A 16,370-nucleotide genomic window follows, 5' to 3' on the forward strand; every position below is an offset into this window, starting at 1 on the left:
CGTCGGCACGTGCGGCGGGCCGTGCTCCGGACCGTGGGGGTCACCGTGGGGTGCGGAGCCGCGCTTGCCGGACGCACAGGCCATCACCGTAGACTCCGCCTGGTGAGCGCCCCCACCACCCCCACGGACGAGCCCGAGCGGCTCGCCCCGCAGCCCGTCGAAGTACCGCGCGGACGGCGGCTGGCCCGCCGTCTCGTGCGGCCCGCCGCCGCTGCCGCGTCCGGCCTGCTGCTGTACGCGAGCTTCCCGCCGCGGCCGCTGTGGTGGCTGGCACCCGTCGCCTTCGCCGTACTGGGACTGGCCCTGCACGGCCGCAGGGCCAGGACCGGACTGGGCCTCGGCTACCTCGCGGGCCTCGGATATCTGCTGCCGCTCCTGGTCTGGACGGGCGTCGAGGTCGGGTCCGTCCCCTGGCTGGGCCTCGCGGCGGTCGAAGCGCTCTTCATCGCCGTCGCGGGGGCGGGAATCGCGTATGTCTCCCGGCTGCCGCTCGGGCCGCTCTGGGCCGCCACGGTCTGGATCGCCCTCGAAGCGGTCCGTGCCCGCGCACCGTTCGGCGGATTTCCCTGGGGGAAAGTCGCCTTCGGACAGCCGGAAGGCGTGTTCCTGCCGCTGGCCGCAGTCGGGGGCACCCCGCTGCTCGGCTTCGCCGTCGTCCTGTGCGGCTTCGGCCTCGGGGAGCTGGTGCGCCGCCGGGTCACACTGCGCCGCTTCGCGGACCGCCGGATCGTCACCGCGCTTGTCCTGGCCGTCGCACCGGTCGCGGCGGGGTTCGCCGCACTGCCACTGGTCGACGACAGCGCCCAGGACGGCTCCGCCACGGTGGCGCTGATCCAGGGGAACGTCCCCAGGATGGGACTGGACTTCGCCACCCAGCGCCGCGCGGTGCTCGACCACCACGTGAAGGAGACGCTGAAGCTGGCCGCCGATGTGAAGGCGGGCCGGGTCAAGCAGCCGGACCTGGTGCTCTGGCCGGAGAACTCCTCGGACATCGACCCGTACCTCAACGCCGACGCCTACGACGCCATCGATGAGGCGGCCAAGGCGATCAAGGCGCCCATCTCGGTCGGCGCCGTCGTCACCCCGGACAACGGTGCGGGTTCGCCGCTGAACCAGCAGATTCTCTGGGACCCCAAGAAGGGCCCGGTCGACACGTACAACAAGCGCAGGCTCCAGCCTTTCGGCGAGTACATGCCCTACCGGTCCTTCTTCCGTCTGTTCAGCTCCGATGTGGATCTCGTCCGCAAGGACTTCGTACCCGGGCACAAAGCGGCCGACTTCGACATGGCGGGAACCCACGTCGGCCCCGTCACGTGCTACGAGGCCGCCTTCGACTGGACCGTAAGGGACCAGGTGCGGGCCGGGGCGCAGATCATCTCCGTACCGAGCAACAACGCCACGTTCGACCGCAGCGAGATGACCTACCAGCAGCTCGCGATGTCGCGGGTGCGGGCCGTCGAGCACAGCAGGGCCGTGATGGTCCCTGTCACCACAGGTGTCAGTGCGGTGATCCGGCCGGACGGTTCGGTCGCACAGAAGACGAAGATGTTCACCGCCGACGCGCTGGTGGCAGATGTGCCGAAGCGCTCGTCGCAGACTCCGGCCACCCGGCTGGGGACACTTCCCGAGTGGCTGCTCGTCGCGCTCGCAGCGGGCGGTCTCGGCTGGTCGGCCGTCCGCACGGTGCAGCGGCGCAAGCAGTGAAGGAGCGGCTCGGCGCCGGTTAGGGTCGGGGCATGGCTACTCCTGACTTCATCCGAGACATCCGGGCCACCGCCGGCCACCAGCTGCTTCTGCTGCCCGGCGTGAGTGCCATCGTCTTCGACGACCAGGGGAGGGTGCTGCTCAACCGGCGCGCCGACACCGGCAAGTGGTCGATCATCGGTGGTATCCCGGAGCCGGGCGAGCAGCCCGCCGACACGGCCGTCCGTGAGGTCTACGAGGAGACGGCCGTCAGGTGCGTCGTGGAGCGGGTGGTCCTCGTCCAGGCACTCAAGAAGATCCAGTACCCGAACGGGGACCACTGCCAGTTCATGGACACCAGCCTGCTCTGCCGGGCGACCGGGGGAGCGGCCCGGGTCAATGACGAGGAGTCCCTGGACGTCGGCTGGTTCGCTGTCGACGCCCTCCCGGAGCTCGCTGAATTCGCGCTGACCCGGATCAAGCACGCACTCACCGACGAACCCACATGGTTCGAACCGGCCGGTCCCCTGCCCGGCGCCGACGCCTAGGCTCTACCTCTATGACCGCTCACACCGCCTCCGTGTCCGCACCTGCCCCTCTGGGGCTCGAACTCGCGGGCCGTACCGCGCTCGTCACCGGTGCGGCCGGCGGTATCGGCGCCGCCTGCACACTGCGGCTCGCCGCCGCCGGCGCGACGGTACGGGCCGTCGACCGGGACACGGCGGGGCTCGACGTACTCCTCGGCCGGGCGGCGGGGCTGCCGGGCACCGTCGAACCGTACGGCCTCGACCTGACCGACCTCGACGCGGCGGAGCGGTCCGCGGCGGGTGCGGACATCCTCGTCAACAACGCGGGCCTGCAGCTGGTCCGCCCCCTGGAGGACTTCCCGCCCGAGGCGTTCCACACCATCCTCACCGTGATGCTGGAAGCGCCTTTCCGGCTGATCAGGGGCGCTCTGCCGCACATGTACGGACAGGGCTGGGGCCGGATCGTCAACATCTCGTCCGTGCACGGGCTGCGCGCATCCGCCTACAAGTCCGCGTACGTCGCGGCCAAGCACGGGCTGGAAGGCCTCTCCAAGACCGCGGCGCTCGAAGGCGCCCCGCACGGTGTGACGTCGAACTGCGTCAACCCCGGCTATGTGCGCACCCCGCTCGTCGAGCAGCAGATCGCCGATCAGGCTGCCGCCCATGAGATCCCGCGCGAGCGGGTCCTCAGCGAGGTACTGCTGAAGGAGTCGGCGCTCAAGCGGCTCGTCGAGCCGGACGAGGTCGCCGAAGCGGTCGCCTACCTGTGCGCCCCGCAGGCCGCGTTCATCACCGGTACCTCGCTCACGCTCGACGGCGGGTGGACGGCACGCTAGCTCCGGAGGGGTCCGGGGCCCGGGACAGACCGCTGGCGACATAGGCGCGGGCGCTGTCCTCCAGCCGCGACTGCAGCGTGAAGAACAGTTCGGCGGCACGGATGCCCACCCAGTCCTCGGGAAGCAGCTCCGCGGGGAGCCCTGGGTCGAGATAGGGGAGCTGCCGCCAGTCGGTCAGTACGCGGACGTAGTCGGCAAATGCGCCGCGCTCGGCGCCTCCTGCCGCGTGATCCGGCAGACGGCCCAGCACCCCGGCGTGCTTCCGCACGAACTCGCCGTACAGAAGCTCCAGTTGGTCCAGGTCCCACCACTGTCGCACCTTCTCCTCCAGTGGGCCGAAGGCCAGGTGGTCGGCGCGGAAGAGGTCCGCGTAACCGTCCAGTTCCAGCCGGCGCAGCATCTCGGCCGTCGCGTCGTACAGGTGTGCCGGCGCGATGTAGACCCCCGCGGACGCCGTGCCGAACCCGAGCCGGGTCAGCCGCGAGCGCATCAGATGGCGCTTGCTGCGCTCGGACTCCGGTACCGAGAACACCGCCAGCAGCCACCCGTCGCCCGGTGTCGCGCGATCCCGGCGGAAGATCCTGCGATCGCCCTCCCGCAGTACGGAAAGGCCCTCGTCGGACAGTGCGTACCCCGCCGCTCCGCTCCGCCGTTCGGCCCGCAGGAGACCGCGCCGTTTGAGCCGGGAGATGGACGACCGCACGGCGGGGGCCTCAATGCCCAGGTCCGCGAGCAGCCCGATCAGGGTGGCCACCGAGAGCCAGCCGCCCTCAGTCCTGGAGTACAGGCCGTACACCGTCACGATGAACTGGCGTGGTTGCGCGGAACCTGGTGCGGGCTCCCGCCTCGCGGGTTCGTCCGCCTCTGCTGCGATCGTCACTCCGGGAGGCTATCAACGGCCCCGCACGCAGGCCGTTCCGCGCGCGGGCCGGGTTCCCCGAGGTCGTGACGCCTTCTCTGTCCGCTCCAGGGCCCCATCGGATGCCGCGCGACACCGGGCCGGGGAGGGCGAGGCGCAGCGCGCGGTGGTGTTCCCGCCGCCGGGTGCAGGCGGCAGGCGCCGTCGCGCGGCGCCGACGTGACACGCGGCGTCGCCCGCGGACTCGTCTCTCCGGCGGATCGGTGGCTCCCGGGAGCCACCGATCCCGGGCGTAGCGCACGGCGTCCATGTCGGTGCCGGTCCGGGTGACCTCGAACGCGCCGCCTCTGGCGGCGAAGAGGCCGCAGGCCTGCGTGGCCGCGTCCTCAACGCCCCTGCGTCCGCGGTATTCCACGGGCTGGTTCGTGTGGAGCGTCCTGGGCCCACAGCTCGGCGATGACCTTGCGACGCGTGCCCGCATCCGGCTCCGACCAGGCCGTGGCGTTCTTCTCGACGGCCGCTTCGATTTCGCTCAGGACGGCCGGGGCTCCCCGTACCAGCGCCAGGTGGTGAGGCGTGCCCGCCCCGGCAGTTCACCGCGGCCGGTGGCCCAGAGGAGTGTCGGCCAGGGCTCTGCTGCCGGCGGAGCATCAGGGAAGAGCCGCGCGAGCACCCGCGCGCACAGTCCGGCGGGTGGGCAGTGGACGAGCCCGAGACCCTCGGCCAGATCGTGGGTGTGCACCAGCGTCTCCACGATGCCCATCGCCGCGAAGCCCTCGGGGTCGGAGACTCCGAAGGTGTGGTGGGCCCGGGTCTCCGGTGGCGTCGTACGCACCATGGCGACCAGCAGTGCGCCGCTCGCCTCAAGGACCTGCAGCAGCCCCGAGGGGCCCGCCGCGCGGTCCGCGTGAATGGCATTGGCCGGTCCGCCGGGCCTCCGGCGCTCCCAGACGAAGGGCACATCGGTGTCCAGCGGGGGCACCCTCGGGCCCAGTTGGGCGGCGTACGCGAAGAGGTCGTCGCTGAGATGCTCGACGGTCTCCCAGCAGTCCCACTCGAGCGAACCCGCCCTGCCGTCCCAGGCATGCGCGGGCGCGTCGCGGAGCGTGTGGACGGCGAGCTGTACAGCTCGGTCCAGGTCCTCCGCGCTGACGGGACCCGGTGTGTTCTCGGCTGATCTGAGCATGGCAGGACCGTAGCGGGTGTCCGGGCCGTATGCCCACCGCGAATCGGGGTCCCGGCGGCGGCGAATCCGGTCCGGGCCCTGCTCCGTTGATCCATCGCGGGTCTACGATGTCGTTCTTCCGCGTACTGCTCGACAGGAGGCCGGTGTGCCGGACAGGAAGGCGCTGCGCCCTTCGCGCCGTACGCTCGTCGCGGGCGGCGCCGCGGCACTGGCCGCCGCGCTGGCGCTCGGGGGCGCCGGAGCGGCGGGACTGCTGAGTGGCCACAGCCACCCCGCGGGACCGTCCGACGGTCTGCCGCACACCCGTGTCGACGCTTCGGCGGGCAGTTGCGGGACGGGCTGGCGGCACCCGCGCCCCGGCACTCAGGTGTTCGACGTCCACAACACGTCCAGCACCCCGGTCGAGGTGTATCTGAAGGACACGGCGAGTGGGGCTGTGTACGGCGAGCTGGAAGGCCTCGGGCCCGGCACGACCCGGGCGCTCCGGGTGACCATTGCGGGAGGCTCCTATGCCTTCGGCTGCTTTCCCGACGATGCCGCGTCCGTCACCGGGCCCACCGTCCGGGTGCCGGGCGGCAGAGTGGGCGGTGGCCCGGCGGCTGCCCCCGTCAGCCAGCACGACCTGATCCCGCCGACACTGAGCTACCAGAAGTGGGTCACCGGCAGGATGGGCTCACTGGTCAGCGCCACGCGGAAGCTCAACACCGCGATCCGCTCGGGCGACTCCGCACAGGCCAGGGGGCGCTGGCTCACGGCACACCTCGACTACGAAAGGCTGGGCGCCGCCTACGGCGCCTTCGGCGACGCCGACACGGCGGTCAACGGAACGACCGCCGGTCTGGCCGGTGGCGTCAAGGACCACGGGTTCACCGGTTTCCACCGTATCGAGTACGGGCTCTGGCACGGGGAGCCGGTCAACACCCTGCGCCCGTTCGCGGACCGGCTGGTCAAGGATGTGGTGGCCCTGCGCACACAGTGGCGGCAGGCTCGGATGGACCCCCTCGACCTCGGGCTGCGGGCGCACGAAATCCTGGAGAACACCCTGCAGTTCGAGCTGACGGGACGCACCGACTACGGCAGCGGCACCAGTCTCGCGACGGCCCGCGCAAATCTCGACGGCACGCGGGTTGTCCTCTCACGGCTGCGCCCCGTGCTCACCGGCAGGTATCCCCGGATGAAGGAACTGGACGGGGAGATCGACCGGACCGGACATCTCCTGGACCGTCAGGAACACGGCGGGCACTGGACTCCGCCCGCCCGGCTCGGCCGTGCACAGCGCGAGAAGGTCGACGCCGCGGTCGGTGGTCTCGTGGAGCGGCTCGCGGACATCGCGGCGCTCTGCGACGTACGGCGGTCGTTGTGACCTGCGGTCCGGACCGGCCGAGCCGGACCGGCCGAGCCGGACCGGCCGGGGCACCGGGGCAGGCTGACGGGCCGTCGGCTCTGCGCGGAAGGTGAACATTTTGTTTTCCCACCGGATGCCACATGTTCACTCCCGTGTCATTGTGATGCATCGTGTCACCATGTTGAGAGGTGCATGTCAGATGCGCAGGGTCGGAAGTGGAAGGCGGAACCGTATGGGCAGCAAGGGCAGAGGACAAGGTGCGCGCCGCTGGGGGGCGCTGGCCGGCGCCGCCGCGCTGACCGTGCTCGGCGGCGCCACGCCCGTCTGGGCGGCGCCCCCGGCCGCAGCGCACCACGGGAGTGCGACGGCGACCCCCATCAAACATCTGGTGGTGCTCTTCGACGAGAACATCTCCTTCGACCACTACTTCGCGACCTACCCGCACGCCGCGAATACCGACGGCACGAAATTCACCCCGTCACCGCGCACCCCCCGCGACATCGACAATCTCCGCACGGCAGGTCTGCTCGACAAGAACCCCAACCAGTACCTGCCCGAGCGTCTCACCCCCGATCAGGCCGTGACCTGCGACCAGAACCACTCCTACGGTCCTGAGCAGTACGCGTACAACGGCGGTGGGGCCGACAAGTTCGTGGAGAACACCGACTCCGGCAAGTGTTCGGGCAACCTCTTCGGCGGACCCGGTCTGGCCATGGACTACTACGACGGCAACACCGTCACCGCGATGTGGAACTACGCGCAGCACTACGCCCTCAACGACAACTCGTTCGGATCGGCTTACGGTCCTTCCACGCCCGGCGCCATCGAGCTGGTATCGGGACAGACGCACGGGGTGGTCTCCACCGACCCCGCGTCGTCCACCGAGAATCCGAAGCGGACCGACAAGCCCGACCCCGCGGCGGTCGCCTCACCGGACGCGCACGGCGTCGGTACCATGATCACTGACCCGGACCCGGCGTACGACGACTGCTCGGGCAACGACCACACCAGCAAGTCCTCCCTCGCCGAACTGGGCGGCAAGAACATCGGCGACCGCCTCAACGAGAAGAACATCAGCTGGGGCTGGTTCCAGGGCGGCTTCCGGCCGAGCACCCCGTGGGACGGCACCTCGGACCGGCTCGCCAAGTGCGGTGGCACCACGCACGCCAACGTCGGCGGCGAGCAGGTCGTGGACTACAGCCCGCACCACGACCCCTTCCAGTACTACAGGTCGACGGCGAACCCGCACCACGTGGCACCGAAGTCGGTCGCCGAGATCGGCCACGCCGGCCAGGCCAATCACAACTACGACCTGACGGACTTCGACGCCGTCCTCAAGTCGGGCAACCTGCCCTCGGTGAGTTTCCTGAAGGCCCCGTCGTACCAGGACGGGCACGCCGGATACTCGGATCCGACCGACGAGCAGAACTTCCTCATCGGCCAGATCAACAAGATTCAGCAGGCCCCGCAGTGGAAGGACACCGCGGTCGTCCTCGCCTACGACGACTCGGACGGCTGGTACGACCACGTCTACGCCAGGCCGAGCAACGGGTCGCGGGACACGAGCAAGCAGACGAACGGCAACACGGTGGACTCACCGGCCTGCCGGAAGGGCCCGAAGGCGGCGGGCGGCTATGCCGACCGGTGCGGACCTGGAGCACGTCAGCCGCTGATGGTCATCTCCCCGTACGGCAAGGTCAACAAGATCGACCACACGCAGACCGAGCAGACATCCATCATCAAGTTCGTCGAGGAGAACTGGCACACCGGGCGCATCGGGGACCATTCCTTCGACACCCGGGCCGGGTCGCTGGCAGGGATGCTGGACTTCCGCCACCCGAACGGCAAGCAGGTCCTGCTGAACAAGGACGGGTCCGTCAAGTCGGCCGGACCGATCAGGCCCGTGGCGCCGGTCGCGGCCCGGATCACGGACCCGCAGCGGCAGAACGTCGCCCTCCAGGACCTCTCCGGCAGTGGAACCCCCCAGCCCGGCCTGCTGACCGCCGGAGTGCTGGCGGCCGTGGTGATCGGTGGCGCAGGGGCCGCTCTGACGGTTCGCCGCCGCTCCCACCGGAGCGCGTCCTGAGCCGTACGGTATGACGACGGGGACCGGACCGCAGTGGTCCGGTCCCCGTCGTCGTGCCGCACAGCCGGCCTGTCCCGCGCCCCGTGCACTCAGGTGGAGCCGGCCGGGCCGACCTGGGTCCGCAGCTTCGAGATGTCCACCGCCTGGCCGGGGGACGGCGTGGCAGAGGGGACCGGCTTGTCGAAGCCGGAGAAACCCACGGTCGCCAGTGTGGTCTTGTCCCTGGCCTTCACCGTGACCTGGACCGGGTAGGGCTTGCCGTGCGCCGCCACGTACAGCGTCTCCATCCGTCCGCCGCGCACCCCGCTGACCGGGACGACGTCGATTCCGTGGAGCTTCGTCACCTTGCCCTTGGTCAGCGGGGCGCCCCCGGAGGTACCCGACTCGGTGCTCGTCTTGAGGAACGAGTCCAGATCGCAGACGCTCGCCAGGCCCTGCAGCGGAGGATCCTGCGACGACCCCGTCAGATACCGGCCGTGCAGGACCGACTGCGCGGCGCTGCCTCCCGGCACCTGGTTCTTCCAGAAGGCGGCGTCCGGCTTGATCCAGACCTTGCCGCCGCGCTTGATGATCTCGACGGATCCCTGCCCGCCCAGGCTCACCGAGCCGCGGCAGTTGGCCTGCCGGTCGAGGGAGAGGTCCATCGAAGTGGGGGTGCCTCTCGAGCCGAATCGCCCATGGACGCTGATGTGCAGCGACGACGTCCCGAAGAGGGCGTCATGTGCCTTGTTGGCGATCTCCTGGGCCGGCAGCGAGGCTGTTCCGCCGTCGGCCACGGCGGAACTGCCCGCCGCGATCGTCAGAATGACTGCCGCTGAACACGCTGCCAGTGGCTTGGCCGTGCGGTGTCCTGTCAACGTCGCCTCCTGAGATGTGCCTGGTCAAGGGCGGTGAGACGTACACGACGAGGCTACGCCCGCCATGCGTGTGTCGCACGGCGGGCGCAGAGGGGGTGGTCACCGGGCGTTTCCGGCCGGTGGGAGCGGGTTCAGCCGGTGTACGCCTCCAGCTCGGAGAGCTGTGCGGCAGGCCAGCCCGTGTTGGCGGTGACGGTCACCCGCAGATAGCGGACCGCCGTTCCCGGCAGGGTGAGCGTGGCCGTATTGCCGCTCGACGGATCAAAAGTATGGTCCGCCGACGCCTTGAGCGTGCTGTACGAGGAGTTGTCCGTACTGCCCGACACGCTCAGCGTCTGGGTACGGGTGGCCCATGCCGCCGACGGGGGCAGTTTCAGCACGACGCGCTTCACGGCTTTCGCCGCTCCGAGATCCACGGTGATGGTCTGGGGGAAGGCGTGGTTGGTGCTCTCCCAGTACGTGTCGGCGTTCCCGTCGACCGCCTTGGCGGCCGGGTACACATCGGCGTGGCCGGACTCGGTGACCGGGCGGCCCTTGGCGAGGTTGCCCGGGTCGGCGGGCGGAGTCGTGGGCGGGTCGGTGGGCGGGGTGGTCGGGGGATCGGTCGGCGGGTCGGTCGGAGTGCCGCCGCCCTGCGGCACGCCACCGTTGGTCCACACCGGGGTGGGCCAGGTGCCGGTGCAGGCCGGCGGGTCGGCGTACCAGCCGGAGTTCCCGGTGCCCTGGGTGATCACGAATCCGGATCCGATGCAGTTGTAGACCGGGTTCGGCTGTGCGACGTGGGTCGCGGTGACATTGGTGAACGAGGCCGTGCCCGGTGCCTGGATCTGCAGTGCGTACGTTCCGGTGCCGTCGATCTTCACATTCTTGAAGTGCAGGCCGTTGGTCGCGCCCTCGATCAGCATGATCGCGGCGTACGAGCTGTCCAGGACCTCGCTGTCGGTGATGTTGATGTTGCCGTTCACCGGCTCGTTGAGACCGCTGAACCAGATGGCGCCGACTCCGAACTGCCAGTTGAAGTCATTGTTCCCGGTACGGATCAGGGTGTTGCGCGCGGCTGTGGTGGTGCCCGAAACGGCCGTGCCCTGACCGGAGTTGACGCCCGGATAACGGTTGGCGATGTGCAGGCCGCCGCCGTTGGTGATGGTGTCCGCCATCACGTTGTCGGAGATGGTGATGTCCTTGCCGCCGTAGGTCACGATGTTGTTCGCCAGGATCGGCAGGACCACGGTGTTGAACGTGAACTTGTTGTTGACGTTCGGGATGTTCTCCGCCCACATGGCCAGACCGTCGTCACCGGTGTTGCGTACGAAGGTGTTGGTGACCGTGGAATTGGTGACGCCCATGTGGAAGTTGACGCCGTCGGCGGTCTGGTCGAGGATGCGGCTGTTCTTGATGGTGAAGTTGTCCATCGGGCCGTCCATCCAGGCGCCGACCTTGGTGTGCTGCATCCACACGTCGTCGACCGTGGAGTTCGACAGCGCGCCGCCGATCGCGTTGACCTGGTCGTTGTCCTCGCGCTCGCGGATGTCTCCCATGATGGCGAAGTCCTTGAGGGTGACGCCGCTGCTGCCGCCCGCCGAGGCGTACTTCCCGTACACGCCGACCGCCTTGCTGCGGTCGGTCGGGTCGCGCCCGGTCAGCACGCTGTACCAGGGGCCCGCGCCCGCCAGTGTCACCTTGTCGACGACGATGTGATCCCGTACCTGGAAGGTGCCCTGCGGGATGTACACCGTCTTGCCCTGCGCCTTGCCCGCGTCGACCGCCGCCTGGATCTTGGCGGTCGAGTCGGCGGCGCCGGTCGGGTCGGCACCGAAGTCGCTCACCACGTCCAGCGCGCCGGCGGGTTTGCCGATAGGTGCGGCCACCTGCTCGAAGTCGGCCAGATCGATGGTGAAGGACGGCGACTGCGCGGTCGACGAGACCTGGAGGCGGATCTTGGTCCCGGCCGGCAGGGTCGAGCCGAACATCGTACGTGTCTCGTCGTAGAAGTGGTGCGGGTTGGTGTCGCCCGGGTTGTTGTTGAAGGGGTAACCCCCGTAATACCAGCTGTACTTGGAGGTGACCGGCACACTCTTGAGCTGACTGCCGTTGACCTTCAGATCGATGGCGGCGTCGCGCCCCGCTCCGTCTGAGGTGTCGGGGAGCGAGTACCGGAACGACATCGCGTTGGCCGGTGCGGAGAGCGTGAACTCGACGTACTCGCCGGTCGCGTCGAGGGTCACCGCCTGGCGCCCCGACGCCTCCGACGGCAGGTGGCCGTAGAGGCGGTCGGGGCCGATCAAGGTGCCGTTGGTGGCGGCGTACTCGGCCTCCTGCTCCTTGAAGGGCACGGTGGCGCCCCGGCCGGATATCCCGACGGGGGAGGGGGCCGGTACCCCTGCAGCGTGGGCGCTGGGGGCGTTGGAGAGCACCACTGCTGCGGCCGTTCCGGCCACGGCGAGTGCCATGGAGAGCGATGCGGAGATGCCGCGCCGGAACAGGCGGCGTCTTGGGGGAGGTGTCACAGACATACGTCCTTGCGGCTCGTCGGGACTCTGCGGACGCCGAAAGGCTAGGAGTGGTTCCGCAGGAAGTCTATGAGTCTGCGCAAGAAACAACGACTGCGACGCAAAATGGCGACTGTTGCGTCGGGTCGGACCGGTGCATACCGGTGTTCATCCCCCAGTAGATCCGGACGCTCAGCTAGTTGACTGCATGCGACGCGCTACGCGTCCGGGGCCGGGAGCGGCGTCAACTCGGCCCTGCGCTCGAGTAGCTGCGGCAGAGGGGCAAGCGGCTCGGAGTGACCGGGGTTGGTGGCCCGTTGGCCGTTTCCGCGCAGCATTCGCAGGATGGTGGCGGGTGAGGGATGTCGGCCCTTCTCCGGGCCGGTGATGACGAGGCGCTTGGCGATGTCGCACAGACTCAGGACAGTTTCGCTTCCGGGGCGAAGGCGGGCAGCTTCTCGAGACTGCTGCGCACGGCCTCGGCGCCGTACTCGAACATCTGCCGCTCGTAGTCGTCGACCGCGCTGAGCAGCTCCTGGCGGCCTTCGCCTGCCCCGATCAGGCAGCGGCGCAGCAGGTCGGCGTCGCGCAGCGCGGTGTTCGCGCCGTTGCCGCCGGTCGGGGAGGTGGCGTGGATCGCGTCGCCGAGCAGCGTGACCGGGCCGGACGCCCAGCGCTCGCCGGGCTTGACAGCCCGGATGGACAGCAGGGTGCTGTTGTCCGGGTCGGCCTGCTCGATCAGCGCGCGCAGCTCCGGGTGCCACCCTTCCATCCTGGAAAGCACGGCGTCCTGCGCGGTCAGGTCCCCCAGCGCGCCGTCCGGCGGCAGGATCATGGCCCAGCGCACGTAGTCGCCGATGTCGGGCAGCGTGACTTCGGGGGCCAGTTGCTCGGCGGCCTGCTTGGGCGGGGTGCGGAAGCGCATCGCGCCGAGCAGCAGGCTGACGCTGTCGTCCGTGATCTTCGAGCCGTATGCCGAGGACAGTCCGGCGAACTCGTCGGTCAGCGGGGTGCGGCCGATGACGAACCGGACGCCGGTGTCGGTCGGGGTGGTCTGCGGCGACAGCACCCCGCGGACCACGGAGGTGACGCCGTCAGCGCCGACGAGCAGGTCCGCGGTGGCCGGGTCGCGGCGGGTGAAGCGGGCCTCGACGTTGCCGTTGGCCAGCACGTGGTAGCCGGTCAGCGCGGCATCGGTGTGCACGGTGAGGCCGGTCAGCAGCAGGTGTCGCAGCACCTGCCGGTCGACCACGATGCCGGTCCGGCCCGCGCCGAGCCTGCCCGTCTCGTTCAGCTGCGGGTCCAGGATCATCTGCTGGGCGGAGGCATGCATGACGATCTCGTCCAGCAGCGGGTGCCAGCGTGTCGGCAGGCAGTCGCGCACCGCCTGGAAACCGATCGGGTCCAGTACCAGCCTGTAGCCCTGGAACCGTGCGCCGATCCCCGGGTCGCGCTCGAACACATCGGCCTCGATCCCGGCACCACGCAGACCCTGCGCGAGCGCCAGGCCTCCCAGACCGGCTCCGACGACGGAAACTCGCATCACACCTCCAGGACATCGACACGAACTTAGTTCGCTCTGACGATCTAAGTTCTACTTAACGAACTTAGATCGTGTCAAGTTATAGTGGCCGACATGACCGCCGATCCCCGCCAGCGCCGCTCAGCTCGCCACGCCCAACCCACGGCGGAGTCCGCCGCGTCTGTACCGCGCAAGAAGCCGATCACCGTCGGACGGATCACCGACGCCGCCCTGGAAGTGGTCGCCACCGAGGGGTATGACGCACTGACCATCCGCCGGGTCGCCGCCGTGCTCGGCACCGGTCCGTCGTCGCTGTACGCGCACATCGTCAACAAGGACGACATCGACGATCTTCTGATCGGCAGGCTCTACGCCGGGGTCGTGCTCCCCGAACCGGACCCGGCCGCCTGGCGCGAGCAGTTGCTCGGGGTGTACACACGGATCCGCGACCTGTACCTGGAATACCCTGGAGTCTCGCGCGCCGCGCTGGCCATGGTGCCGACCAACCTGGAAACGCTGCGGGTCGGCGAAGGAATCCTGGCGATCCTGCTCGCGGGCGGAATCGAACCGAGGGCGGCCGGATGGGCCCGCGACGCACTCTCCCTCTACGTCAGCGCCTATGCGCTGGAGCAGTCGCTGGTCCAGCGGCGGCGCCGGCACCAGGATCAGGAATGGGTACTCAGCGACGAGGAGTTGTCGGCCCGCTTCACCGCGCTGTCTGCCGAGGAATTCCCGCAGACGCGACGCCATGCGGCCGAGCTGGTCTCCGGCACCGGACACGACCGCTTCGAGTTCGCCCTCGGCCTGCTCATGGACAGTCTGCGGCCGGCATCCGGTTGACCTGCGGCGTGCGCCGGCCACAGGGTGCCGAGACGATCACAGGTCGCATCATGGGCGCGCGCTGGTCACCGGTGGAACCGGCAGGCTCTCGGGTGTCGTCGCCGAACTCGCCCCCGACGTCTGGGAGAAGCTCCGACACCCCCTGCTGCGCAGCCGCTCCAGGTCGACCTCGACCGGTTCTCGCGTGATCAAGATGGCGGCGACCAGACCGGACCGGACCGGACCGGGCCAGCCGGGGCGGACCGGACCAGCCGGGGCGGAAGCAGCGAAACCCATGACGACAGCCCGTCAGGTCGGCTGCGCAGAGCTGCTCGTCCTCTGTCTGGCGCGGCTACCCGACGCAGGTCCAACTCGGCTGTAAGGGAGACCTGTTGGCTGATGCGGTGGGCGGCGACCGGTGTCCTCCGGCGAGCCGTCCGTTCTCACTCCCGGGGTGTGACTGCCGCCCCGGAATGGCGGGCCACGATCGCTGCCGCGTCCGTGCCGCGCGGCAATATGCCGTACTGGTGTCCGCGTTCCTCGCCGAGGCGGGCGCCGACGAAGGCGTCGGCCGATGTCTGCGGTGCGTGCCGGAGCATCAGTGACGCCTGGAGCGCCAGTGCCATGGCCTCCACCGTGGCGCGTGCGCGGGTCTGTGCGGCGGCAGGGTCGCGCAGGTCCTCGGCCAGATTCCGGCGCAGTCGCCCGATGTGTGCGTCGAGTACCGGATGCGCACCGGACGTCACTTCCAGCTCGGCCCAGAAGGCGTCCAGGGAGCGGGGCGTTTTCGCGATTCCACGCAGCACGTCGAGCGCGATGACATTGCCCGACCCTTCCCACACCGCCATGACGGGCTGCTCGCGGTAGCGCCGGGCCAGCGGCCAGTCCTCGGTGTAGCCGTTGCCACCCAGGCACTCCAGCGCCTCATAGGCGTGGTGCGGGCCGCGCTTGCAGATCCAGTACTTGGACACCGCGGTCGCCAGCCGCCGGAACGCCGCATCGGATTCGCCGCTGTCCTCCTCGTAGGCGCGGGCCAGCCGCAGCGAGGTCCAGGTGGCGGCCTCCGTCTCCAGTGCCAGATCGGCGAGTACGGCGGTCATCGCCGGCTGGTCCACCAGCCGGGCGCCGAACGCGGAGCGGTACGTGGCATGCCACACGGCCTCCGAGAGCGACTGCCGCATACCGGCCGTGGAGCCGAGGACACAGTCGAGCCGGGTGTGATTCACCATCTCGATGATGGTCGGCACCCCCCGCCCCGGCTCGCCGACCCGCTGGGCCCAAGTGCTGTCGAACTCGACCTCGGAGGAGGCGTTGGACTTGTTGCCCAGCTTGTTCTTGAGGCGCTGTATCCGGACCGGGTTGCGAGTGCCGTCCGGCAGCACCCGGGGGACGAGGAAACACGTCAGCCCGGCCTCGGCCTGCGCCAGGACCAGGAAGGCGTCGGACCGCGGGGCCGAGAAGAACCACTTGTGGCCCGTGAGCAGATGGGCGCGGCCCTCGGGGTCGGAGGGCAGTGGGACCGCGTGAGTGGTGTTGGACCGTACGTCCGAGCCGCCTTGTTTCTCCGTCATCCCCATGCCGAAGGTGAGCCCGTCCTTGTTCCCCGGCGCGATCAGCCGTGGGTCGTAGATACGGCTGAACAGGCCGGGCAGCCAGTCGCGGCCCACCTCGGGGTCGCGCTGGAGCACCGGGACCACGGCGTGCGACATGGACATCGGGCAGGCGTGGCCCGGCTCGATCTGGGCGAAGAGCATGAACGAGGCGGCCCGTGCCACCGCGGCGCCGGGTTTGGGGTCGGCCCAGGCCGCGGTGTGGGCGCCATGGCGCACCGCGGCACCGATCACCTCGTGGTACGCAGGGTGGAAGTCGATCTCGTCGACGCGGTTGCCGTAGCGGTCGTGGGTGCGCAACGCGGGCGGGCTGGTGTGGGCCAGCTCGGCCCAGCCCTGGAACTCCTGCGAACCGACAAGAGCGCCGATCTCGTGCAGCTGCGGCGTGTGGTGAGCGGCGCCGAACTCCCTGACGGCCTCCACCAGTGGGGTGTTGGCACCGTACTCGTCGATGCCGACGCGGGGCGGCACCTGATTGGTCACCTCGTGCGTACGCCGTGGGGCGGGCGCGTCCGGGGCAGCAACGGCGCGTGATGGGTTCTCCGTCATGG

12 protein-coding genes are annotated in these 16,370 nt (G+C 69.8%); 6 read left to right on the forward strand and 6 right to left on the reverse strand.

Annotation, left to right across the window (positions count from 1 at the left end):
• Window positions 1-102 precede the first annotated feature (102 nt).
• The 3 genes from lnt to OG584_RS32095 are packed head-to-tail and all read left to right on the forward strand — an operon-like array spanning window position 103 to window position 3,046.
• Window positions 103-1,704 carry an apolipoprotein N-acyltransferase gene (gene lnt / locus OG584_RS32085; protein WP_405783084.1) on the forward strand — a complete coding sequence of 534 codons (1,602 nt, stop codon included), beginning with the start codon at window positions 103-105 and terminating at the stop codon, window positions 1,702-1,704.
• A 32-nt stretch (window positions 1,705-1,736) separates the two neighbouring features.
• Entirely contained in the window at window positions 1,737-2,231 is a 495-nt protein-coding gene (locus OG584_RS32090; protein WP_405783085.1) for an NUDIX hydrolase, read from the forward strand.
• A gap of 11 nt (window positions 2,232-2,242) precedes the next feature.
• On the forward strand, window positions 2,243-3,046 hold the full coding sequence (locus OG584_RS32095; RefSeq protein WP_405783087.1) for a 3-hydroxybutyrate dehydrogenase: 804 nt from the start codon (window positions 2,243-2,245) through the stop codon (window positions 3,044-3,046).
• Here the strand turns inward: OG584_RS32095 and OG584_RS32100 are convergent.
• Both OG584_RS32100 and OG584_RS32105 read right to left on the reverse strand, forming a co-directional pair.
• Entirely contained in the window at window positions 3,015-3,920 is a 906-nt protein-coding gene (locus OG584_RS32100; RefSeq protein ID WP_405784395.1) for a PaaX family transcriptional regulator C-terminal domain-containing protein, read from the reverse strand. The two genes, OG584_RS32095 and OG584_RS32100, sit on opposite strands and share 32 nt — an antisense overlap.
• A gap of 517 nt (window positions 3,921-4,437) precedes the next feature.
• Window positions 4,438-5,091, reverse strand: coding sequence for a hypothetical protein (locus tag OG584_RS32105; protein ID WP_405783088.1), 654 nt, complete (start codon window positions 5,089-5,091; stop codon window positions 4,438-4,440).
• A gap of 145 nt (window positions 5,092-5,236) precedes the next feature.
• On the opposite strand from OG584_RS32105, the gene OG584_RS32110 reads away from it, so the two are divergent.
• Entirely contained in the window at window positions 5,237-6,454 is a 1,218-nt protein-coding gene (locus OG584_RS32110) for an EfeM/EfeO family lipoprotein (RefSeq protein WP_405783089.1), read from the forward strand.
• Window positions 6,455-6,668: 214 nt separating this feature from the next.
• Window positions 6,669-8,522 carry a phospholipase C gene (locus OG584_RS32115; protein WP_405783090.1) on the forward strand — a complete coding sequence of 618 codons (1,854 nt, stop codon included), beginning with the start codon at window positions 6,669-6,671 and terminating at the stop codon, window positions 8,520-8,522.
• A gap of 89 nt (window positions 8,523-8,611) precedes the next feature.
• On the opposite strand, the gene OG584_RS32120 is transcribed toward OG584_RS32115, so the two are convergent.
• The 3 genes from OG584_RS32120 to OG584_RS32130 form a co-directional block, all read right to left on the reverse strand.
• A complete protein-coding gene (locus OG584_RS32120) occupies window positions 8,612-9,379 on the reverse strand; it encodes a hypothetical protein (protein ID WP_405783092.1) in 768 nt (255 codons plus the stop codon).
• A 131-nt stretch (window positions 9,380-9,510) separates the two neighbouring features.
• Window positions 9,511-11,886 (reverse strand): discoidin domain-containing protein, encoded by a 2,376-nt coding sequence (locus tag OG584_RS32125; protein ID WP_405783093.1) that lies wholly within the window; start codon window positions 11,884-11,886, stop codon window positions 9,511-9,513.
• Window positions 11,887-12,286: 400 nt separating this feature from the next.
• Window positions 12,287-13,411, reverse strand: a complete 1,125-nt coding sequence (locus OG584_RS32130; RefSeq protein ID WP_405783095.1) for an FAD-dependent oxidoreductase — start codon at window positions 13,409-13,411, stop codon at window positions 12,287-12,289.
• A gap of 93 nt (window positions 13,412-13,504) precedes the next feature.
• Here OG584_RS32130 and OG584_RS32135 point away from each other — a divergent pair, with 93 nt between their 5' ends.
• Complete coding sequence (locus OG584_RS32135; RefSeq protein WP_405783097.1) at window positions 13,505-14,230, forward strand: TetR/AcrR family transcriptional regulator; 726 nt, start codon at window positions 13,505-13,507, stop codon at window positions 14,228-14,230.
• A gap of 422 nt (window positions 14,231-14,652) precedes the next feature.
• Here OG584_RS32135 and OG584_RS32140 read toward each other — a convergent pair whose 3' ends face one another.
• Entirely contained in the window at window positions 14,653-16,368 is a 1,716-nt protein-coding gene (locus OG584_RS32140) for an acyl-CoA dehydrogenase family protein (RefSeq protein ID WP_405783098.1), read from the reverse strand.
• Window positions 16,369-16,370: the final 2 nt, after the last annotated feature.

Source organism: Streptomyces sp. NBC_00859, from assembly GCF_045161865.1.
GTDB lineage: Bacteria > Actinomycetota > Actinomycetes > Streptomycetales > Streptomycetaceae > Streptomyces.

Coding starts and splice junctions, on each gene's coding strand:
- OG584_RS32090 (WP_405783085.1), top strand. CDS start 1,737: ATGGCTACTCCTGACTTCATCCGAGACATCCGGGCCACCGCCGGCCAC.
- OG584_RS32095 (WP_405783087.1), top strand. CDS start 2,243: ATGACCGCTCACACCGCCTCCGTGTCCGCACCTGCCCCTCTGGGGCTC.
- OG584_RS32105 (WP_405783088.1), bottom strand. CDS start 5,091: ATGCTCAGATCAGCCGAGAACACACCGGGTCCCGTCAGCGCGGAGGAC.
- OG584_RS32115 (WP_405783090.1), top strand. CDS start 6,669: ATGGGCAGCAAGGGCAGAGGACAAGGTGCGCGCCGCTGGGGGGCGCTG.
- OG584_RS32130 (WP_405783095.1), bottom strand. CDS start 13,411: ATGCGAGTTTCCGTCGTCGGAGCCGGTCTGGGAGGCCTGGCGCTCGCG.
- OG584_RS32135 (WP_405783097.1), top strand. CDS start 13,505: ATGACCGCCGATCCCCGCCAGCGCCGCTCAGCTCGCCACGCCCAACCC.
- OG584_RS32140 (WP_405783098.1), bottom strand. CDS start 16,368: ATGACGGAGAACCCATCACGCGCCGTTGCTGCCCCGGACGCGCCCGCC.